14 protein-coding genes and 4 pseudogenes are annotated in these 22,739 nt (G+C 46.4%); all 18 read left to right on the top strand.

The window, feature by feature from the left end; genetic code table 11:
- Window positions 1-14: 14 nt before the first annotated feature.
- The 18 genes and pseudogenes from L0M14_RS09845 (at window position 15) to L0M14_RS09930 (ending at window position 22,727) form a co-directional block, all read left to right on the top strand.
- Window positions 15-792, top strand: a pseudogene (locus L0M14_RS09845) (isoprenyl transferase).
- Window positions 793-841: 49 nt separating this feature from the next.
- Complete coding sequence (locus L0M14_RS09850; protein ID WP_235121942.1) at window positions 842-1,639, top strand: phosphatidate cytidylyltransferase; 798 nt, start codon at window positions 842-844, stop codon at window positions 1,637-1,639.
- A gap of 18 nt (window positions 1,640-1,657) precedes the next feature.
- Window positions 1,658-2,806, top strand: a complete 1,149-nt coding sequence (locus tag L0M14_RS09855; RefSeq protein WP_235121943.1) for a 1-deoxy-D-xylulose-5-phosphate reductoisomerase — start codon at window positions 1,658-1,660, stop codon at window positions 2,804-2,806.
- A 310-nt stretch (window positions 2,807-3,116) separates the two neighbouring features.
- Entirely contained in the window at window positions 3,117-4,376 is a 1,260-nt protein-coding gene (gene rseP / locus L0M14_RS09860) for an RIP metalloprotease RseP (protein ID WP_235121944.1), read from the top strand.
- A gap of 39 nt (window positions 4,377-4,415) precedes the next feature.
- Window positions 4,416-5,862: pseudogene (proS, locus tag L0M14_RS09865) on the top strand (proline--tRNA ligase).
- A gap of 69 nt (window positions 5,863-5,931) precedes the next feature.
- A pseudogene (locus L0M14_RS09870) lies at window positions 5,932-10,241 on the top strand (PolC-type DNA polymerase III).
- 230 nt (window positions 10,242-10,471) lie between these two features.
- A complete protein-coding gene (gene rimP / locus L0M14_RS09875; RefSeq protein WP_235122866.1) occupies window positions 10,472-10,897 on the top strand; it encodes a ribosome maturation factor RimP in 426 nt (141 codons plus the stop codon).
- A 33-nt stretch (window positions 10,898-10,930) separates the two neighbouring features.
- Window positions 10,931-12,027, top strand: a pseudogene (gene nusA / locus L0M14_RS09880) (transcription termination factor NusA).
- Between the two features lie 51 nt (window positions 12,028-12,078).
- Window positions 12,079-12,393 (top strand): RNase P modulator RnpM, encoded by a 315-nt coding sequence (gene rnpM / locus L0M14_RS09885; RefSeq protein WP_235121945.1) that lies wholly within the window; start codon window positions 12,079-12,081, stop codon window positions 12,391-12,393.
- Window positions 12,383-12,709, top strand: a complete 327-nt coding sequence (locus L0M14_RS09890; RefSeq protein WP_235121946.1) for a L7Ae/L30e/S12e/Gadd45 family ribosomal protein — start codon at window positions 12,383-12,385, stop codon at window positions 12,707-12,709. The genes rnpM and L0M14_RS09890 overlap by 11 nt, the downstream gene beginning before the upstream one ends.
- On the top strand, window positions 12,702-15,503 hold the full coding sequence (gene infB, locus L0M14_RS09895; protein ID WP_235121947.1) for a translation initiation factor IF-2: 2,802 nt from the start codon (window positions 12,702-12,704) through the stop codon (window positions 15,501-15,503). Before L0M14_RS09890 ends, infB begins: the two co-directional genes overlap by 8 nt.
- A gap of 6 nt (window positions 15,504-15,509) precedes the next feature.
- Complete coding sequence (gene rbfA / locus L0M14_RS09900) at window positions 15,510-15,869, top strand: 30S ribosome-binding factor RbfA (RefSeq protein WP_235121948.1); 360 nt, start codon at window positions 15,510-15,512, stop codon at window positions 15,867-15,869.
- Window positions 15,866-16,867, top strand: coding sequence for a DHH family phosphoesterase (locus L0M14_RS09905; protein ID WP_235121949.1), 1,002 nt, complete (start codon window positions 15,866-15,868; stop codon window positions 16,865-16,867). Before rbfA ends, L0M14_RS09905 begins: the two co-directional genes overlap by 4 nt.
- The gene (gene truB, locus L0M14_RS09910) at window positions 16,864-17,778 is read left to right on the top strand and encodes a tRNA pseudouridine(55) synthase TruB (protein ID WP_235121950.1); all 915 of its coding nucleotides are present in this window, start codon (window positions 16,864-16,866) and stop codon (window positions 17,776-17,778) included. The genes L0M14_RS09905 and truB overlap by 4 nt, the downstream gene beginning before the upstream one ends.
- Window positions 17,779-17,834: 56 nt before the next feature.
- Window positions 17,835-18,782, top strand: coding sequence for a bifunctional riboflavin kinase/FAD synthetase (locus tag L0M14_RS09915; RefSeq protein WP_235121951.1), 948 nt, complete (start codon window positions 17,835-17,837; stop codon window positions 18,780-18,782).
- A gap of 159 nt (window positions 18,783-18,941) precedes the next feature.
- Window positions 18,942-19,211 (top strand): 30S ribosomal protein S15, encoded by a 270-nt coding sequence (gene rpsO, locus L0M14_RS09920; RefSeq protein WP_235121952.1) that lies wholly within the window; start codon window positions 18,942-18,944, stop codon window positions 19,209-19,211.
- 213 nt (window positions 19,212-19,424) lie between these two features.
- Window positions 19,425-21,527: a polyribonucleotide nucleotidyltransferase gene (gene pnp, locus L0M14_RS09925; protein WP_235121953.1), complete on the top strand. Its 2,103-nt coding sequence runs from the start codon at window positions 19,425-19,427 to the stop codon at window positions 21,525-21,527.
- Between the two features lie 192 nt (window positions 21,528-21,719).
- Complete coding sequence (locus tag L0M14_RS09930) at window positions 21,720-22,727, top strand: polysaccharide deacetylase family protein (RefSeq protein WP_235121954.1); 1,008 nt, start codon at window positions 21,720-21,722, stop codon at window positions 22,725-22,727.
- The last annotated feature ends 12 nt before the right edge of the window (window positions 22,728-22,739 follow it).

Consider the following 22,739-nt stretch of genomic DNA (forward strand, 5'->3'; position numbering starts at 1 on the left):
ATGGGGGAACTACAATGCTCAAACCGATAAAAAAATGGCTGGGAAGCACTCCGCAGGGTCAATCCAATCAGGATTTTCCAAGTATAGATCCGGACAATGTTCCGGCTCATGTTGCAATCATAATGGACGGTAACGGGCGTTGGGCAAAAAAACGAGGCTTGCCGCGGGTAGCCGGCCATCATTCCGGTATGAAGAATGTAAAGAAAATTACGATGTCTGCTAATGACATCGGCGTTAAAAGTACTCACCATGTACGCATTTTCTACTGAAAATTGGAAAAGACCAAAAGAAGAGGTAGAGTTTCTAATGAAGCTGCCTCAAGAATTTTTTCCTTTGGAGATTAAAGAGCTAATTGAGAATAACGTTCAAATCCGCATGACTGGTTGGAAGGAAGGGTTGCCGGACTATACGCTGAGCGCGATTGAAGATGCGATCGAGCGGACAAAGAATAATACCGGATTAATCCTTAACTTTGCCTTGAACTATGGTGGCCGTAAGGAAATGATTGCTGGTGTTCAAGACATGATTCGTGATGTACAAAGCGGAAAGCTGAATCCTGACGAAATCGATGAAGACCGGTTTTCTCAATATATGCTAACGTCCGATTTACCGGATCCTGACCTATTGATTCGAACAAGTGGGGAGCTGCGGCTCAGTAATTTTTTATTATGGCAATTAGCCTATTCTGAGCTATGGTTTACGGAAGCATATTGGCCGGAGTTTACAGAAGCATTGTTTTTACAAGCTGTCGCTGAATATCAACGCCGGGGGAGAAGGTACGGCGGAGTTTAATCACGTAGAGTAAATGTCTTGCTTAGCGATACTCGTAGGAGGAATAATTTTGAAGCAGAGAATCATCACAGGAGTCGCAGCCGGACTTGTATTCATCACCTTATTAGTGCTCGGCGGTTATTGGTACACCGGACTCATTCTTCTTCTCTCGGTAATCGGCTACCGTGAGTATATACAAATGAACGGTTACAGCAAATTTACAATCTCCTCTTTATGCGGTTTAGTCGCTATGCTGCTCCTTGCCTTCCCTTGGAGTATGCTTCATATCGACTTTGAGATCCGCTACACCGCTGTGATATGGCTCGCCATGTTTGTCCTCCTTTTTATTACGGTTGCTTCCAAAAATTCGATTACAATCGATCAGGTATCGATTATTTTACTTGGCGCAGTTTATATCGGGCTCGGGTTCCATTATATGATTACAACTCGTTTGCCGGAGAATGGTTTATTTTGGACAGTTCTGGTCTTTGTGTGCATCTGGGCATCAGACTCAGGTGCCTATTTCGTTGGTTCCATGATAGGGAAGCATCCTCTTTGGCCCCAAATCAGTCCGAAGAAATCCATAGAAGGCTCAGTAGGAGGCATTGTAATCTCGATTGTTGCCGCCCTTGTGTTTGCATGGTATGCTCCATCGCTCCTTAGCTATACAAAGGCGATATACCTTGGACTCGTGATCGCGGTCGTAGGACAAATTGGAGACTTGATTCAATCTGCTTATAAACGTGTAAAAGGAATTAAAGATACTGGAGCACTGCTGCCAGGTCACGGTGGTGTACTGGACCGCACAGATAGCTGGTTGATTGTATTCCCATTTATACAGCTTCTTGCAATCCTTCCGCAATTTTAGCCATTTACGAGGTGGATTATGACAAAACGACTTGCGATACTAGGATCAACGGGGTCAATCGGCACGCAGACCTTGGACATCGTTGCACATGCCCCGGAAATTTTTACAGTGGAAGCTATATCGGGAGGCTATAACAGCAGCTTGCTAATTGAGCAGGCGAATCGGTTTCGCCCAAAGCTGGTGTCGGTTGCAGAAAAGCATATCGCAGATGAAATTCGTTCTCAAGTTCCAACAGGAACTAAAGTGCTGTATGGTGATGAAGGTCTGCACGAAGTAGCGGCGTCAACGGATGCAGAGCTTTTGGTAACGGCTCTTGTTGGAAGTCAGGGCCTTAAGCCTACTCTTGCTGCGATTGAAGCGGGAAAACACATCGGTCTAGCCAATAAAGAGACTTTGGTGAGTGCAGGTCATATTGTTACAGAAGCCGCCAAGCGCAAAGGAGTGAGCTTGCTGCCAATTGACAGTGAGCATTCGGCGATTTTTCAGTGCTTGAATGGCGAAAGCGTGAAAGAAGTATCCAAGATCACCTTAACGGCATCAGGCGGCTCATTTCGTGATAAATCACGGGCGGAGCTTGCAGGTGTTACGGTTGAACAGGCACTGCAGCATCCGAATTGGTCGATGGGATCGAAGATCACGATTGATTCGGCAACGATGGTGAACAAAGGCTTGGAAGTGATCGAAGCCCACTGGTTGTTTGGACTTGACTATACTCAAATTGATGTACTGGTCCATCCTGAAAGTGTCATTCACTCGTATTTAGAGTTCGTTGACAACAGTGTGATTGCGCAGCTAGGTAACCCTGACATGCGAGTTCCTATTCAATATGCGCTTACCTATCCAAATCGTTATGCTACGCCAACCAAGCGGCTTGACTTAGCAGCAATCGGAAAGCTTCATTTCCGTGAGATGGATTTCGAACGTTACCCGTGCCTAAGAATGGCTTATGAAAGCGGCAAGCAAGGCGGAACTGCAACGACTGTGTTCAATGCGGCGAATGAAGTAGCAGTTGCAAGGTTCCTGCGCGGTGAGATTACGTTTCTGCAAATCGAACAAGTGATCGAAGAAACGTTAGCACAGCATGACAACACTCAGAATCCTCAGCTTGAAGTGATTTACGAGCAGGACGCATGGGCAAGAAAGATTGCCGCGGCCATGCAATTTTAACATAAGGAGCTAAGTCATTTACTTATGGCAAAGCTCTTTTTTTGAATAGGTAACAGAGTCTAAACCATCCTCTTTTGTCGTATACTGTGCAAGTAGGTACAGCTTGTATTCTCATGTTCAGTAATGGTACTCTTAGAACACAAGTGTTCTATATACAGCTGTTTGCACAGGTTACGTAAATTGTCATCAGACCATGACGAAATATCCGTGGAATCTCTACGGTTACGACGGTAACTATTCTGAATGGGACTTCGTTCATGCACACGATGCAAGCTATCTTAGCGGAAGGCTCAAAGGAGGAAGGTACGACTTGTCAGCGATTGAAGTTGGATTGAAAGTGATTTTGTTATTTTTTGTTCTGGTGACGATACATGAATGGGGACACTTTTATTTTGCCAAGCGAGCAGGGATATTGGTTAGAGAATTTGCGATCGGGTTTGGACCGAAGCTCTTCTCCTATAAGAAAGGGGAAACCCGTTACACCCTTCGTATTCTGCCGATAGGCGGATTCGTTCGAATGGCGGGAGAGGATCCTGAAATCGTTCAAATTAACCCGGGACAGACCATTGCCATCTCTTTAAATAAGCAAGAGCAAGTTTCCACGCTGTACGCAGATCAGTTGGACCGTCGTTCTAATGTGATACTTGGTGTTGTGGACAAAATCGACCTGGAACATAAACTAAGTCTCACTATCGATGTTGATGGTGAACAGGCTACCTATCCGATTCATCCCAAAGCGATGATTGTAGCAAAAGGTACGGAAACGCAAATTGCGCCAATCGACAGACAATTCGGAAGCAAGACGGTAGGTCAGAGAGCTTTAGCCATCGTTATGGGGCCGGTAATGAACTTTGTTCTAGCGATATTCCTCTTTCTGATTTTAGTGATCATGCTTGGTGTGTATACAAATGTGAAGCTTGATTCGGTGGTAGCAGGCAAAGCAGGAGAGAAAGCTGGACTCAAGAGTGGAGATGTAGTCATCTCCATCGATAATCAACCTATCGGGGATGATAGAGAGAAGCTGGTATCAGCCATTCAGCAATCAGCAGGCAAGCCGATGACATGGATAGTCAACAGAAGTGGTAGTCCGCTTACCCTTGAAGTTACACCCGAGATGGAGGAAGGTACAGGAAAACTTGGTGTCGTGATTTCAGGAGATCGTCGGAATGCTACTTTTAGCGAGGTCATTACAGGTACGTATGAGCAAGTGGTAGGTACAACCATTGGTATCGTAACTGGCTTGCAGAAGCTGGTCATGCTGCAATTTAAGCTTGACGACCTGGGAGGTCCCGTACGAACCGCACAAGTCTCAGCTGAATTTGCTAGATTGGGCATGAGCTACTTAATCTCATGGGCTGCAACATTAAGCTTATATCTGGGAATCTTCAATTTGCTGCCAATCCCTGCATTGGACGGGAGCCGGCTCTTGTTTATGGGCTTGGAGGCTTTGCGAGGTAAACCAATCGACCCTAACCGGGAGAGTATGGTGCATTTTATTGGGTTTGCTTTACTGATGCTTTTAATGGTCGCAGTAACGTATAATGATATCTTACGGTTGATGAAAGGGTAACAGTTACGTTTTCTGACGGAAAAGTCTTAGGAGGAGAATATGTCGAACGATAAGCAGTTTGTAAAAGAAATTACTCCACAGGGAGAAGATTTCTCCCGCTGGTACATAGATGTCATTAAGAAAGCGGATTTGATGAGCTACTCCCTGTACGGGGCTGTATCGTATTCAAGCCGGATGGATATGAAATTTGGGAAAATATTCAGCGTGAGCTGGATGCACGTTTTAAAGAGACGGGTCATCGTAACGCATATTTCCCTCTCTTTATTCCTGAAAGCTTTTTCCAAAAGAAAAAGAGCATGTGGAAGGCTTCAATCCTGAGCTGCCTTGGGTAACGGAAGCAGGTGGAGAGAAGCTGGAGGAACGACTGGCAATTCGTCCTACGTCCGAAACAATGATTGGGCATATGTATTCGGAATGGATTAATTCTTATCGAGATCTGCCTCTTCTGATTAACCAATGGGCTAACGTTGTTCGCTGGGAGAAAAGAACGCAGCCGTTCCTGCGCACGAGCGAGTTTTTATGGCAGGAAGGCCATACAGCTCATGAAGATGAGCAGGATGCGCGCCGTGAAACCATGCAGATGCTGGAAGTATACCGTGATTTTGCTGAAAACTTCCTGGCCATTCCGGTCATTGTCGGTCAAAAAACACCTTCGGAGAAGTTTGCGGGTGCCGTAGACACGTTCTCGATCGAAGCGATGATGAAAGACGGCAAAGCGGTTCAAGCCGGAACTTCCCACTACCTGGGCACTAATTTTGCCGTAGCGTTTGATATCAAGTTCCTTGACCGTGAAAATCAACATCAATTCGCCCACACGACATCTTGGGGGGTCAGCACCCGTTTGATTGGTGCTTTGATCATGGTGCATGGCGATGACAGAGGTCTTGTGCTTCCCCCTAAAGTAGCTCCAACTCAAGTTGTGATGATTCCGATCGGACCTCCAAAAACAAGGGAGCAGGTAATTGCTAAAGTAGACGAGCTTTATGCAGACTTGAAAAAAGCGGGCGTACGTGTGAAGGTCGATGACCGAGCTGATCAGAGTCCTGGCTGGAAATTCAATGAGTACGAGATGAGAGGTGTTCCAATTCGTGTGGAATTGGGTCCTCGTGATATGGAGAATGGGCAGGTTGTTCTTGTAAGCCGTGTAAGCGGCGAGAAGAAAACGGTAGCCCAGGAGAATTTTGTGCAGGAAGTGCAAAATCTCCTTGCCGAGATTCATCAGCAGATGTATGATAAAGCGAAGCAGTTCCGCGATGAGCATTACATTGCTGTCGATACACTAGATGAATTTAAAACATTCCTGGAAGGTAAGAGAGGGTTTGCCCTTGCAGGATGGTGCGGTTCCAATGCATGTGAGGCGCAGGTGAAAGATGAAACGGGTGCAACAAGCCGTAACATTCCATTCTCGCCGTCCGAAACGAAGCATACATGTCTTGTGTGCGGAGAGTCGGCAAAGCATACGGTCGTATTCGGAAGAAGCTATTAAAATCAAATTAAAGGGCAAACGGAATGCTACATCTCCTTTGCCCTTCGTATTTTCTTGGGGAGGATGTTCATGAGTAACCAGGCTGATAAAAGGAATCGCTTTGAGCTCTTGATGCAGCAAGCAGAGATTCCGGCCGATGTCGTTCGTTCGTTTTTTTGCGGAAGGGTATATAGAGCAGGTAGAGATTAGCCGCAAGAACCGGGATTGGACCTTTTATTTGGTCAAAGACGAGCTGCTGCCTCAGAACATATACCGATCTTTTAGTAAAATGATTCAAGATAAGTTTTCCCATCTTGCAAAGGTTCGTTTCATATGGCGATTCGAGAAAGCAGAACCAGCTGCTCTTGTTGCCGAATATTGGAGCTTATTTATCGATTGGCTGCAAAGAGAGGCAGTTACGGTGAACGGATGGATGAGTAAGGCCAAATATGATGTTCAGGGGAATCAGCTTACAGTTGTTCTGCTCGATCAAATTGGACTTGAACTTGCCAAGAAGAAAAATGTTGATTTGTTCGTCAGAAATTTTTTCTCAACTACTTTCAAACGGATTTTAACGTGAAGTACGGCTTGGGGGATTCAAGCGATATTGAAGCGGAAAAAGAGAAGTTTGCCAAGCTGATTGAACAAGAAGAAAAAACCGTTACACAAGAAATGATCACGTCGAGCGAGCAGGAAGAAGAGGTCTCTTCACTGCCGGAAGCAGATCTAAAATTGATGATCGGTTACGATATTAAAGAAGTGCCGACACCTCTAAAGGACATCGTTGAAGAGGAAAAGAAAATTACCGTGCAAGGTACCGTGTTCGGTCTCGATGTCAAGGAACTGCGAAACGGAAATACGTTATTCACCTTCAATTTGACGGATTTTTCAGATTCCATGTCGATGAAAGTTTTTGCAAAGACAAAGGATGATGTGAAAATCCTCAGCCTGTTGTCTAACGGTACATGGATTCGTGCGCGAGGCAAAGTGGAATACGACCGGTTTATGCAAATCCCTGAGCTAGTTATGATTCCTAATGATATCAATGAAGTCATGCCTCCTAAGGATCGTGTGGATGATGCCGAAGAGAAGCGTGTTGAGTTTCATCTGCATACGTCAATGAGTACAATGGATGCGTTGACGCCGGTAGATCAATATATCAAGATGGCAGCAAAATGGGGACATAAAGCGATCGCCATCACGGATCACAGCAATATTCAATGCTTTCCTGAAGCAGGAAGGCGGCCAAGAAGCACGGTATTAAGGTCATGTATGGACTTGAAGCCAATGTGGTCAATGATTCCGTGCCGATTGTGATGAATCCGCAAGATATCGATTTAAAGCAAGGCACTTATGTTGTATTTGATATCGAGACTACCGGACTATCAGTAACGAATAATAAGATTATTGAGCTTGCGGGTGTCAAGATGCAGGACGGCAAGGAGATCGATCGCTTTGCAACCTTTATTAATCCGCACGAGAAAATACCTTACAATATTCAGCAATTGACCAATATTAACGATGATATGGTGAAGGACGCTCCTGAACTTGAGGAGCAGCTTCCGCTGTTCGTTCAATTCGTCGGTGACGCAATTCTAGTAGCGCATAACGCTAGATTTGATATGGGCTTCATCCAAGCCAACCTGAGAAGAATGAACCTGCCTGAGCTGCCTAATCCAGTATTGGACACCTTGGAGCTTGCACGCTTCTTGTTCCCTACCATGAAGAATCACCGTCTCAACACATTGACGGATAAGTTCAAAGTTAGTCTGGAGAGCCATCATAGAGCTGTTGACGATGCAGTCGCACTTGGATATGTATTGTTTCATTTAATTAATGAGTCTTATGAAAGAAACATTACGAATCTGAATCGATTGAATGACAGTGTTGGTCAAGACCTCCGAAATCAGCGTCCATTTCACTGCTGCATTTACGCGCTCAACGCGACCGGGAAGAAAAATTTGTTTAAACTAATCTCAATGTCACATACGCAGTATTTTCATAGAGTTGCTTGTATTCCTAAGAGCAAGCTCGTCGAGATGAGAGACGGTCTTTTGGTGATATCCGGCTGTGAGAAGGGCGAATTTTTTGAGTCGGTTCTAAATAAATCGCTTGAAGAAGCGGAACAGGTCGCGGAATTTTACGATGTTCTGGAGATTCAGCCAGTCAGTTACAATATGCATTTAGTGGACAAAGGGCTGGTTGGCAGCAAGGAAGATTTGGAGAATGCAGTCAGACGCATCTGTGAGATCGGCGCCAAGCTAGGCAAGCCCGTCATTGCCACCGGTAATGTGCATTATTTGCATCCCAGAGAAAAGCTGTGCAGGGACATCACGATATTTGGGATTACCGGATTCAGTCCGCTCAAGGATATGAAGAAGCCTGACGCGCACTTCCGAACGACGAAAGAAATGCTGAAGGAATTTGCGTTCCTTGGCCCAGAGAAGGCGCATGAAGTTGTTGTTCGCAATACGAACGATCTAGCAGACCAATTTGAAGAAATTCAACTGTTCCCAGATAAGCTCTTTACACCGATTATTGAAGGGGCGGATGATGAAATCCGCAATACCTGCTATGAGACGGCCAAGACGATATATGGTGAGGAACTGCCGGAAGTCGTTGTAGCCCGTTTGGAAAAAGAGCTTGTTCCGATTATCAAATACGGTTTCTCTGCGAACTATTTGATTTCGGAACGTTTGGTGAAGAAGTCCAATGCGGACGGGTACCTCGTAGGTTCCAGGGGATCCGTAGGCTCCTCCGTCGTTGCAATGATGCTCGGTATTTCCGAGGTGAACCCGCTGCCGCCTCACTACGTCTGTAAAAACTGCAGGCAGAGCGAGTGGTTCCTAGACGGCAGCGTTCCTTCCGGATTTGACCTGCCTGATAAATTATGTCCGCATTGCGGCACGAATATGAGAGGCGACGGGCACGATATCCCGTTTGAGACGTTCCTAGGCTTTAAAGGGGATAAGGTTCCCGATATCGACTTGAACTTCTCCGGGGAGTATCAGCCAGTTGCGCATAACTATACGAAGGTATTGTTCGGCGAGCGAAGTGTGTTCCGGGCGGGTACGATTGGTACCGTTGCCGAGAAGACAGCCTTTGGCTTCGTGAAAAAATATGAGGAAGAATACGGGCACAAGTGGCGCGGTGCGGAGTTGAATAGGTTGGCCGCTGGATGTACAGGGGTTAAACGAAGCACAGGCCAGCATCCAGGCGGGATTGTCGTTGTACCCGACTATATGGAAGTTGATGACATTACTCCTGTCCAGTACCCGGCGGATGATGTCAATGCAGAATGGAAAACCACTCACTTCGACTACCATGCTTTTGACGCGAATCTGCTTAAGCTCGATATACTAGGGCATGACGACCCGACGATGATGAGAATGCTGCAGGATTTAACTGGAGTTGATCCAACCACGATTCCGATGAACGATCCGAAGGCTATGAGCATCTTTAACTCTACGGAGGCGCTAGGCGTTACGCCGGAGCAAATCCGCTCTCCTGTAGCTACATTCGGAGTGCCGGAGATGGGAACCAAGTTCGTCCGTCAAATGCTTCAGGAGACGCAGCCCAGCTCGTTTGCCGATCTACTGCAGATATCCGGTCTTTCCCATGGAACGGGCGTTTGGCTTGGTAATGCCCAAGAGCTGATCAAGAAAGGCATTTGTAATATTAAAACTGTTATCGGCTGCCGAGACGATATTATGCTTTATTTGATTTACAAAGCCGGGATGGATGCCGGACTGGCGTTTAAAATAACTGAAAGCGTCCGTAAAGGTAAAGGTCTTACGGATGAGTGGAAGGAAGAGATGAAGCGCTGCAACGTGCCTGCCTGGTATATCGAATCCTGCGAACGGATCGAATACATGTTCCCTAAAGCGCATGCTGCTGCTTACGTCATCTCCGCGGTTCGTACCGCATTCTTCAAGGTGTATCATCCGCTTGCCTACTACGCCACTTACTTCAGCGTTCGGGCTTCCGACTTTGAACTGGATGTGCTATGCCAAGGCTATGATGTCATCTTAAAGCGTCTGATCGAGATTGAAGAGAAAGGCTTCCAAGCGCAGCCTAAGGAAAAAGCGATGGTTTCAATTCTGGAGATGGCCCTAGAAATGACGGCGCGCGGATTTAGCTTCAAGCCGATTGATTTGTACCGCTCCGATGCTACGAAATTTTTGATCGACGGGACCTCGCTTATCCCTCCTTTTGCGGCTATGCCGGGGATCGGTGAGAATGCGGCAAAAAATATTGCAGCGGCCAAGGAACAAGGGGATTTCCTATCCATTGAGGATTTCCAAAACAGGTCCAAAGCTTCCAAGACAATCGTTGAACTGCTCGCTTCAATGGGTTGTTTCCGCGGATTGCCCGAGTCGAATCAGCTGTCCTTATTCTAACTGTCAAGCTAAAATCATTAACAATCTTGCTATTGTAAGCCATTATAGGTTATGGTATAATTTTTCTTGGCAATAATGAGGATATCATCTTGTGATTAAAGAGTGGGGAAACCCACTCTTTACATTTTTGATATAGAACTTTTCGAGCTGATTGAAGCAGGAAGTTCATTCTTAGGAGGGTATATCGATCCGTGGTAACGCAAGCGCACATCAAATCCGTCGTTGAAGACATGCTGAAAGAGTACATCGAGCAAAATGGATTTGAACTCGTGGATATTGAATACGTCAAAGAGGGCAGCAACTGGTTCCTTCGTGTCTATGCAGACAAAGAGGGCGGCATTGATATAGATGACTGCGGCCGGATCAGCGAATTTTTAAGCGGGAAGCTTGATGAGAAGGATCCGATCTCGGAAGCTTATTTCTTGGAAGTTTCGTCGCCAGGCGCAGAACGACCGCTCAAAAAGCCTCAGGACTTTCAGAAAGCGATTGGCAGCAATGTCTTTATCACTACCTATGAGCACATTGACGGCGCCAAAGAATTTGAAGGACTTTTGCAGTCATACGATGCCGAACAGCTGGTAGTTGAAACCGGCAAGAAGAAGTTCACGATTCCTCTTGCAAAAATCGCTAGCGCTAGGCTGGCTATTGTTTTCTAATTGTCATTTATTGAAAGGGGGAACTCGGTTCAAATGAATATGGATTTTATCGAAGCGCTGTCTGAAATTGAACGTGAGAAAGGCATCTCTAAGGATTTGTTGATCGACGCGATTGAGGCAGCGATGATTTCAAGCTATAAGCGTAATTTTAATACGGCGCAAAACGTGCGCGTGGATATTAACCGCCAAACCGGCTTAATTAAAGTCTACGCCCGCAAAACCGTAACAGAAGAAGTGCTGGATCCGAGAATGGAAATCTCTCTGCACGCCGCTCGTGAAATTAATCCGAATTATCAGCTCGATGATATCGTTGAAATTGAAGTGACGCCTCGGGATTTCGGACGGATTGCCGCTCAGACAGCCAAGCAGGTGGTGACACAAAGAATTCGTGAAGCCGAGCGCGGATTGATCTACAATGCGTTTATCGACAAAGAGGAAGATATCGTTACGGGCATCTTGCAGCGTCAGGATCAACGCAACATTTATGTAGATCTTGGGAAGGTAGAGGCAGTGCTGCCGCTTACTGAGCTCATGCCTACTGACAAGTTCAAGCAGAGTGATCGCATTAAGGCTTATATCACCAAGGTCGAGAACACGACCAAAGGGCCACAAATTATCTTGTCGAGAACTCATCCGGGTCTACTCAAACGTTTGTTCGAGTTAGAAGTTCCGGAAATTTTCGACGGAGTTGTGGAAATTCGATCCGTAGCACGCGAAGCGGGCTTCCGCTCAAGATTGCCGTTCATTCCCGTAATGACGAGGTAGATCCGGTTGGTTCCTGCGTCGGTCCTAAAGGGATGCGCGTTCAAACGATCGTCAGCGAGCTGCGCGGCGAAAAAATTGACATTGTGCGTTGGATGGAAAACGTAGAGGAATATGTTGCAAATGCGCTTAGCCCATCCAAGGTTCTTGAAGTACAGGTTCATGAAGCTGAAAAAATGGCTCGCGTGATTGTGCCGGACTATCAGCTGTCGCTGGCTATCGGTATCAAGGGCCAGAATGCACGCCTAGCGGCAAAATTGACAGGGTGGAAAATCGATATCAAGAGTGAGTCGCAAGCTGAGCAGGAATTCGGCAGACCGAAGACCTATACAGAAGAAATGCATCAGGATTCTGTGAGCATCGACTAAATTTTGTTGGTTTTCCGGAAGTAAGTTGTAGAACCAAGGGGTGACAAAGGTATGAAGCAGAGAAAAGTCCCTCTGAGAAAATGTGTTGCATGTCAAGAAATGATGCCGAAGAGAGAACTGATTCGTGTCGTCAAGACGCCGGAAGATGAAATCTTAATCGATCTGAAGGGCAAGAAGTCAGGGCGCGGCGCTTACTTGTGCGGGAAAGTATCTTGTTTCAAGTTGGCGAAGAAAAGCCGAGCGTTCGATCGTGCGTTGAAGCATACAGTAAGCGCTGAGATTTATGATCAGCTGGAGCAGGATTTTATCCGCGTTGAAGATGAGTTTATCTCTTCGAAAGAGGAGATGACGGACGATGAAGAATAAATTTTTATCCCAACTTGGATTGGCCATGCGGGCAGGCAAGCTGGTTACCGGAGATGAAGGGGTTATGAAAGCCATTCGTTCCGGAGAAGCCAAGCTGGTAATCATCGCAGAGGACGCTTCCGCTAATACGCTTAAAAAATTTCAGGATAAATGCCAATTTTACAATGTCAAGCTCATTTCCATGGGCAGCAAAGAAGAACTTGGGAACAGTATCGGCAAAGAAATGCGCGTGATCCTGGGCGTACTAGACGGAGGCTTCGCACAGATGCTGTTGAAGTGTCAGGTAAATACTGCGGAGGTGAAGAGTATTGACTAATAAACAAGATAATAAGGATAAACTTCGCGTTTACGAATATGCCAAATCGCTCAACATGAGCAGCAAAGAAATTATTACGATTCTCAAACGATTAAATATTCCCGTGAACAATCACATGAGTGTGATGGAAAACGAAGCGGTGGATAGTGTAGAACGATTTTTTCGCGATATTAAAGCCAATGCGGCTGCCAAGCGAGCAGTCACGGACGGAGGAAATGTGATCTCAACGACGACAAATCAGAAAAATGCTGGGCAGAATCCTGCACCAGAACATAAAAATGCCGAAAAGCCAGTAACTACATCTGCGGCATCGCAGCCATCCAATAAGGAAACGGCTTCGAATGCCTCTGCACAAGCAGCTAACTCCACACAAGGGAATTCAGGGAACTCTTCCAGACGCTCGGACGGCCAGTACGTAGCGAGCCGTCCCGCTCAACCTCAGCGCGACCAACGCCAAGGCGGCTCCAATCAAGGCCAACGTTCCGGTTATCAAGGACAAGGCCCACGTAATGGGGAGCAGCGTTCCGGCGGTTCTCAGAATCGCTCTGGCGGAGGTAACTTTAATAACCGTTCAAATGGTCAAGGCCAGGGTCAAGGTCAAGGTCAAGGCGGCTCTAATCGTCCGAGCGGCGGGTATTCGAACTCCGCTTCCCGTCCTAATCAATCAGGCAGCACGGGTGCTTCTAGCGGCCAAGGATCTTCAGGAAACCGCAGCCAAAGCAGTCAAAACCGCAGTACGAATGGACGTCCGAATCGTCAATTCGACAACCGCCACAATCAAAGCGGTAGACCTGTTATTCAGGAAGCTACGCCGCAATTTCATGTAGGCGCAACAGCCGCAGAACTAGATGAAGCTGCAGCGAAGGCAGGCGTGAAGACAACGAAGAAAACGAAGCCAACTGCGAAGCGCTTTGATGATAATAAACCGGGCAGTAACCGCGGTCCAGGCGGAAATTACCGCAACAATCAACGTGGAAATCAGCGCGGTAATCAACGAGGCCGTTATCAGCAAGAGACAGTCAAGAAAGAGAAGATTGACAATACACCTAAGAAAATCATCGTTCGCGGCAATATGACCGTGGGTGAGACAGCGAAGCTGCTGCATAAAGATGCTTCTGAGGTTATTAAGAAGCTTTTGTTCCTGGGTATTATGGCTACCATCAACCAAGAGCTGGATTTGGATGCGATTCAGTTAATCGCTGGTGAGTTCGGTGTCGAGGTTGAAATCAAGATTAAAGTGGAAGAAGACCGCTTTGAAACCTTCGAAGAAGTGGATGATGAAGCTGATCTTCTAGAACGTCCGCCAGTTGTGACGATCATGGGGCACGTTGACCATGGTAAAACGACCTTGCTTGATGCCATCCGCAAAACAAACGTAACCGAAGGCGAAGCCGGCGGTATCACACAGCATATCGGTGCGTACCAGGTTGAAGTGAATCACAAGAAAATTACGTTCCTGGATACACCAGGTCACGAAGCGTTTACTACGATGCGTGCCCGCGGTGCTCAGGTAACTGACATTACCATTATCGTTGTTGCTGCAGATGACGGTGTGATGCCACAAACCGTGGAAGCCATCAACCATGCTAAAGCTGCTGGTTGCCCGATTATCGTAGCGGTTAACAAAATTGATAAAGAAGGCGCAAATCCGGATCAAATTAAACAGGCTCTTACAGCGTTTGAACTTGTACCGGAAGAATGGGGCGGAGATACGATCTTCTGCGAAATCTCAGCTAAGCAGCGCATTGGCTTGGAGAATTTGCTTGAAATGATTCTTCTTGTAGCTGAGGTTCAAGAATACAAAGCGAATCCGAATAAACGTGCGAGAGGTACGGTTATTGAAGCCGAACTTGATAAAGGCCGCGGACCTGTTGCCCGTATCCTGATTCAACACGGTACACTTAAGGTTGGAGACAGCTTCGTTGCCGGTGTATGCTTCGGTCGTGTAAGAGCTATGGTGAACGACAAAGGTAAACGTTTGAAAGAAGCGGGTCCTTCTACTCCGGTAGAGATTACTGGTTTGACCGAAGTGCCGCAAGCCGGGGATCCATTCTTAGCGTATGAGGACGAACGCAAAGCTAGAGATATCGCGGAGCGCCGTGCAACAACACTTCGTCAATCTGAAATGACAGCGAACTCCCGTGTTACGTTGGATGACCTGTTCAAGCATATCAAAGAGGGCGAAATCAAAGATTTGAATGTCATCATCAAAGGGGACGTTCAAGGTTCTGTAGAAGCACTCAAAAGCTCTTTGGAGAAGATCGAAGTCGAAGGCGCTCGCGTGAAAATTCTGCATAACGGTGTCGGCGCCATTACCGAATCCGATATTATTTTGGCCTCCGCATCCAACGCGATTATTATCGGTTTCAACGTACGTCCTGAGCCGGCCGCTAAGGCAACAGCGGATCAGGAAAAAGTTGATATTCGCATGCACAACATCATTTACAACGTAATTGAGGAAATCGAGCAAGCGATGAAAGGTATGCTGGATCCGATCTTCAAAGAGAACACACTTGGTCAAGCTGAAGTCCGTAACGTCTTTAAGATCACAGGTGTTGGAGCTATTGCTGGTTGTATGATCATTTCAGGTAAAATTACTCGAAATGCGCAAGTACGCTTGATCCGCAGCGGTATTGTCGTGCATGAAGGCAAGATTGATTCCCTGAAACGTTTCAAAGACGATGTAAAAGAAGTAGCCCAAGGTTACGAATGTGGTATATCTCTGGAGCGTTATCACGATATTAAAGATGGGGACATTATTGAAGCCTTTATCATGGAAACTGTTGAGAGGTGATAACAGATGGCCAGAGTACGTGTAGGTCGAGTAGGCGAACAGATCAAGAAAGAGCTTAGCCAAATCATTCAGTCTGAATTAAAGGATCCTCGAATCGGGTTTCTTACTGTGACAGGCGTTGACGTAACGAATGATCTTTCTTTAGCTCGCGTATTTCTTAGCGTTATGGGTACAGATGAACAGAAGGAAGCTACGCTTAAAGCGCTGGCTTCCGGAACTGGATATATCCGTTCCGAGCTAGGGAAACGAATTCGCTTGCGTAAAATTCCTGATCTTCAGTTCAAGTTTGATAGCTCCATTGATTATGGAAGCCGGATCGACAACCTGCTGCATCAACTTAATAGAGAAGGAAATCCAGAACTATGAAGAGTGGAATGAACCATGCACCCGTATACATGCAGCAGCTGGAAGCAGCCGCGAAGTTTATCGAGCAGCATGATGATTTCCTGGTGGTATCCCATATCCAACCGGATGGGGATGCTGCCAGCTCTACTTATGTGACCGGTTGGATGCTTCAACAGCTTGGGAAAACTTTCACAATGATGAACGAGGGCCCTATGCCCTCTAAGTTTTCTTTTCTATGGGGAAGCGAACAGGTCAAGGATTTCAGCAAAGATACAGTAAACCGCAAATTTCAAACGATCATAAGCGTGGATTGTGCTGATTTTTCCAGAATGGGTAAGATCAGCACTCTTTTTGATGAACAAGTGGAACTGCTCAACATTGACCACCATCCGACGAACGACAGGTTCGGTACATATCATCTGATTAAGCATGACGCAGCGGCGACCGTTCAAATTTTGTACGATCTTGCCATACATATGGATTTGAAGCCTACCAAGGAATTCGGAGAATGTATCTATACAGGCTTGCTAACAGATACGGGAGGCTTCCGGTATTCAAGCACTTCACCCGAAGTGATGCAGATAGGCGCCAACCTATTAGCACTAGGAGTGAAGGGCTCCGACATTGCAGAAGAGGTTCTCGAACGGCTAACCTTCTCGCAAATCGTATTGCTTCAGAAGGCTCTTTCCACGTTATCCTTTGCGTATGACCGCAAATTGGCATGGTTGGCTGTCTCGCTCGAAGATCTTGCTGCTACTGGAGCTTCGAGCGACGATCTGGACGGCTTGGTCAACTATCCACGCAATGTCGAGGGCGTTGAAGTCGGCATGTTGTTCAAGGAGAAAGATGCGGGTACGATTAAAGTAAGTCTCCGTTCTGCAGGCAAAGTGGATGTAGCTCGTGTCGCGCAAAGTTTAGGAGGCGGTGGACACGTCCGTGCTTCTGGTTGTACGATATACGGCACTTTGGATGAAGCGATAGCGAGAATGGTGGAGGAAGTAGGGAAAGAACTGTCATGATGTATGAAGGTGTTTTACCTGTTTGGAAGCCGGAAGGCTATACTTCCCATGATGTTGTAGCCAAAGCTAGACGAATTTTAGGTATGAAACGGATCGGCCATACGGGTACGCTGGACCCCCAGGTTACCGGCGTACTGCCATTATGTTTAGGACGAGCTACCCGCATGGTGGAGTTTATTCAAGAGCTCCCTAAAGAGTATGAAGCTGTGCTAGTGATTGGTCTTTCTACCGATACGGAAGATATGACAGGGACCGTTACGGAACAAGCTGAGAATGTTCGACTTGATGAAGATCAAGTTCTGCAAACTATCGGTACATTCATCGGTGAGATTGATCAAGTGCCCCCTATGTATTCGGCTGTCAAGGTGGAAGGAAAACGTCTTTACGAGCTGGCGCGGGAAGGTAAGGAAGTAGAGCGTAAATCTCGTAAAGTGACCATTCATGAGATTGACGTATTGACAATGAATATGCAAAGCGACAAGCCGGAGATTCATCTTCGTGTTCGCTGCTCCAAGGGTACCTACATCCGGACATTATGTGTAGATATCGGCAAAGCATTAGGATATCCCTCTGTTATGAAAAGCTTAATTCGAACTTCAACGGGAAATATTCGTAGGGAGCAATGCGTTACACTCGAACAGATGGCACAATTGAAGGAAGAAGGCACTCTTCAGAGCAAGCTTATCCCTATGGATCAATCTATTGGACATCTGCCTGCTGTGCGGCTTACTGCCAGAGAATCGGAGCATGCTCTGCAAGGGAAGCGGATCTCTGTGCAACCGGAACGAGTATTGGAAGGTGCTGCCTCTGAGACGCTGCTTCGAGCATACTCTCCTGAAGAGCGGTTTTTAGGTTTGTTTGAATGGCATTCCAGCACGCAGTGCCTTGTTCCTTCCAAAGTGTTTGTATAGATCCGGTTCATCATCGTTTCGGATTGGCTTAAATAGGTAGGTGAGTTTTATATTATATGAAAATAATTCCGCTCTCATATCCGATTGATCTTCATTCAAGCCCCATGTACGTAGGAAAACAAGTAGTGGCAATCGGCGATTTTGATGGAGTTCACCTCGGTCACCAGGAAGTGATCGGACGAGCCATTCAAACCGCTAAACGGCTTGATTTGCCAGCTTCTGTTATGACCTTTCATCCTCATCCTCGGTCGGTCATGGGGCAGCACAAGTATGAACATCTGTTGACGCCGATACATCGCAAGATGGAGATTCTGGCTTCCCTTGGTGTCAATCATGTTTACATTGTGACCTTTGACGATTCACTTATGCATTTGTCTCCACAGCAGTTCGTGGATGATGTGCTGGAATTGCTTGGAGTAGAGAGCATCGTATGCGGCTTTGATTTTACATTTGGCTATCAAGGATGCGGTAATCCTGATACTCTTTGTGAATTGAGCCACGGCAAGTTCTCTGTTGAAGTCGTGAGACCCTACATCATGCATGGTGAAAAGGTAAGCAGTACTTCCATCCGTGAGGCATTGCAGCAAGGGGATATCGATGAAGTGAGCAAGCTGTTAGGGCGATGCTATTCAATCAGCGGCAAGGTTGTCGATGGGCATAAGAGAGGCCGTACCATCGGTTTTCCTACTGCAAATATTGAACCTCACGAACTGTATGTTGTTCCTAAAAATGGTGTCTATGCGATTAAAGCGCATGTAAATGGGAAATACTACAAAGGGGTTATGAATATTGGGGTGAAGCCCACTTTTGAAACAGGTGAATTGAAAACCACGTTCGAAGCTCATTTGTTCGACTTCTCGGATGACATCTATGGTGAAACTGTTAGGGTAGAGTTAGTTTCCTTCTTACGTCCTGAACGCAAGTTTGCTTCGATTGAGGAATTGGTGGAACAGATCAAGCAGGACGCCGAAACATCGAAGGATCGATTGTCTACTATTTTATAATCCAGGCATTTACTTCTGCCTAGTTCCTATGATATACTGATCAACGTTGTCTAGTAGTGTGTGAATACATTAGACGCTAACCGTAGCTTGGACTCACGCTATCACCGGCGTACTCTGGGCTGCTGGGGATACTTTTGAAGAAATTGGAGGTGAACAAGGATGGCATTAACTCAAGAGCGTAAGACACAACTGATTCAAACTCACAAGGTACATGATACCGACACGGGTTCTCCAGAAGTGCAAGTAGCTATCCTTACGGAAAACATTGTCAACCTGACAAATCACTTGCGGACTCACAAGAAAGATCACCACTCCCGCCGTGGTTTGCTTAAAATGGTTGGACAACGCCGTAAGCTGCTGACATACCTGAAGAACAAAGATGTGAGCCGTTACAGTGCTTTGATTGAAAAGCTTGGCTTGCGTCGATAAAACCGACAATGAGAAGCAACCTGTTGCATCTTGGCCGGGCTCGCTAAGAGCTTTTGACAAGAGCAGCAAACAGGTTGCTTTTTCTTGTATTTTAAAACGGGCAAAAGAAGGAAATACTAGGGGCTATGCAGAAATACACATTGACGCATGCCTTTAGGTAACTTTTGGTACATACCTTTCTGTGAAAGTTCTACAACCTTGAAGGAGGATACTATGGAAAAAAGGGTACAAATGGACCTCGGCGGCAGACCGTTTATTTTGGAAACGGGCCGACTCGCTAAGCAGGCCAACGCCGCTGTTACCGCCCGATATGGCGATACAGTCGTGCTGTGTACGGTTACGGCTTCCAGTGAGCCGAAAGACTTGGATTTCTTTCCGTTAACCGTAAACTATGAAGAAAGATTATACTCCGTAGGTAAAATTCCAGGCGGATTCATTAAGAGAGAAGGTCGTCCAAGCGAAAAAGCGATTCTTGCCAGCCGTTTGACAGACCGTCCAATTCGTCCGTTATTCCCGGAAGGCTTCCGGAATGATGTGCAGATCGTGTCCATCGTGATGAGCGTGGATCAAGAGTGTTCTCCAGAGATCGCAGCGATGATTGGTACATCTGCCGCTTTAAGCATTTCCGATGTTCCATTTAATGGACCGATCGGCGGCGTAATCGTCGGACGTGTTGATGGACAATTCGTCATTAATCCAACGACGGAGCAAGCTGAGAAAAGCGATATTCATCTAACAGTTGCAGGTACAAAAGACGCAATTATGATGGTTGAAGCAGGTGCGAACGAAGTTCCTGAGGAAGTCATGCTTGAAGCAATTATGTTCGGTCACGACGAGATTCGCAAAATCGTAGCTGTGATTGAAGAGCTGACAGAGCAAGCTGGCAAACCGAAGATGGAAGTGAAGCTTCATGCTGTAGCTACTGAAGTCAGCAAGGCTGTTCGCGATTTTGCAAAAGCCCGCTTGGTGGAAGCTATTAAGATTCCAGAAAAGCATGCTCGTCAAGAGGCGATTGATGCTGTCAATGCTGAGGCTGTTGAACACTTCAGTCAGTTATACGCAGAAACTCCAGATAGCATGGATGATGTGAAAGAAACTCTCTATGACATCGTGAAGGAAGAAGTCCGCCGACTGATCACACATGATAAAGTAAGACCGGATGGCCGTAAATTGGAAGAGATTCGCCCAATCGAGTGCGACATCAACTTACTTCCACGTACACACGGCTCGGGTCTGTTCACACGTGGACAAACGCAAGCATTAAGCATTTGTACGTTAGGAGCTTTAGGCGATGTTCAAATTCTTGACGGTTTGGATCTGACCGAGACTAAGCGATTCATGCACCACTATAATTTCCCGCCGTTCAGCGTTGGGGAAGCAAGACCGCTTCGTCCTCCGGGCCGCCGCGAAATCGGACATGGCGCCTTAGGTGAAAGAGCGCTTGAGCCTATCATTCCGAATGAAGTTGATTTTCCATATACGATTCGCCTTGTATCGGAAGTTCTTGAGTCCAACGGTTCTACCTCCCAAGCTAGTATCTGCGCAAGTACGCTAGCCTTGATGGATGCTGGGGTACCGATTAAAGCACCGGTAGCAGGTATTGCGATGGGTCTGATCAAGGACGGCGATCATTTCTCGATCTTGTCCGACATTCAAGGTATGGAAGACCATCTAGGCGACATGGACTTTAAGGTGGCAGGAACAGCCAAGGGTGTTACAGCACTTCAAATGGATATTAAAATCGACGGGATCGATCGCAGTATCTTGCAGCAATCCTTAGAACAAGCTAAAGAGGGTCGTATGCACATCCTCAATAAAATGCTTTCTCGCATCGATGAGCCTAAGAAATCACTATCTCCTTATGCTCCAAAAATCATTACGATGCAAATCAATCCTGACAAAATCCGTGATGTTATCGGTGCCGGCGGCAAAATCATCAATAAAATTATTGAAGAAACCGGCGTGAAAATCGATATCGAGCAGGATGGCCGCGTATTCATTGCTTCGTCGAACCAAGAAATGAACGAAAAAGCGCGATCCATTATCGAGGGTATCGTACGCGAGGTCGTAGTTGGAGAAACCTATCTCGGTACAGTAAAACGCGTGGAGAAATTCGGCGCATTCGTTGAAATTCTGCCAGGCAAAGAAGGACTTGTACACATTTCGCAACTCTCAACAGAACGGGTAGCCAAAGTTGAGGATGTCGTGAATGTGGGCGATCAGATTACTGTGAAAGTAACGGAAATCGATCAGCAAGGCCGAGTGAACCTGTCCCGTAAAGCAACATTAACATCGCAAGTCCCGGCTCAGACTTAAAGCCGAGTGACTTGCGGTCACTTTCATAGCTTCGACTGATAAAGAGCCAGTTCAATCTGTCTCTTTTTTGCATTCTGCAGCAAAGGCCTCCTGTGTTCTAATCTTGTCCTTATTCGCATAAGATCAGGACATAGAGTAGAGGAGGCTATGAGATGCGCTATTCCAAATGGCTGGTGCTTGGAGGTTTTTTTCGTGCTGAGCACAATCGGTATACAAGCGATTCCGAGTATAAGTTCCTATGTTGATGCTGTGAAGTCCAGTTATACATCCGGGGCAGCGGTAGGACCTTTTGACATTCAGGAAAAGGCTGTTCCGGTGTTTGCGCTGGCGCAGGATTCTCATAACTTTTCCGCAGATGCAAAGCCTGGATTGTTAGAAACGATTCAAGAAGAGGCGGAAAATAGAAAGATAGCGCCGATCAACGCCAAAGTAGATCCAGTATGGAAAGCTATACCTGGCTATAATGGGTTGGAAGTGGACGTGGAAGAGACGTTTAAGCTGGCGCAGCATCGAATTGTACCCGGTAACATTCAATATGTGATGAAGGAGACGCCGCCAAGCATTCAGCTAGAAGATTTGGGACCGACTCCAATTTATAAAGGTAATCCCAAGAAACCGATGGTTTCATTGATGATCAACGTTGCTTGGGGGGACGAGTATTTGGTCAAAATGCTCGACATTCTGCGTAAAGAAAATGTTCATGCTACCTTCTTTCTGGATGGCATGTGGCTTAGTAAACATGCTGATATGGCCAAGCAGATTTTAAAGGAAGGGCACGAGTTGTCTAACCATGCGTACTCCCATAAAGATATGCGAAATATCAGCAGGGCGAAGGCAACCGAAGAGATCGGAAAAACCGAAACACTCTTGAAACAGCTGGGTGTAGAAAACAAATTGTTCGCTCCGCCCTCGGGTTATTATAAAGAAGAAACCGTGCAGGTGGCGGCTGAGTATAAGTTGAAAACCATTTTATGGACCTTCGATACCATCGATTGGAAAAATCCAGGCGCAGACCGCATTCTTTCACGGTTTAATAAAAATGTAGAGCCTGGGACTCTCGTTTTGATGCATCCAACTGCTTCTTCAAGTGAAGCGCTCGAAGGCATGATTAAAATTGCCAAAAATAAAGGGTTAACGCTGGGGACCGTTAGCGAACTTTTGTCGCCGAACCGAGTGCAGGTAGCAGACTTGCAAAGTTGAGTCGATGGAACA

The sequence above is a fragment of the Paenibacillus hexagrammi genome (assembly GCF_021513275.1).
Taxonomy (GTDB): domain Bacteria; phylum Bacillota; class Bacilli; order Paenibacillales; family NBRC-103111; genus Paenibacillus_E; species Paenibacillus_E hexagrammi.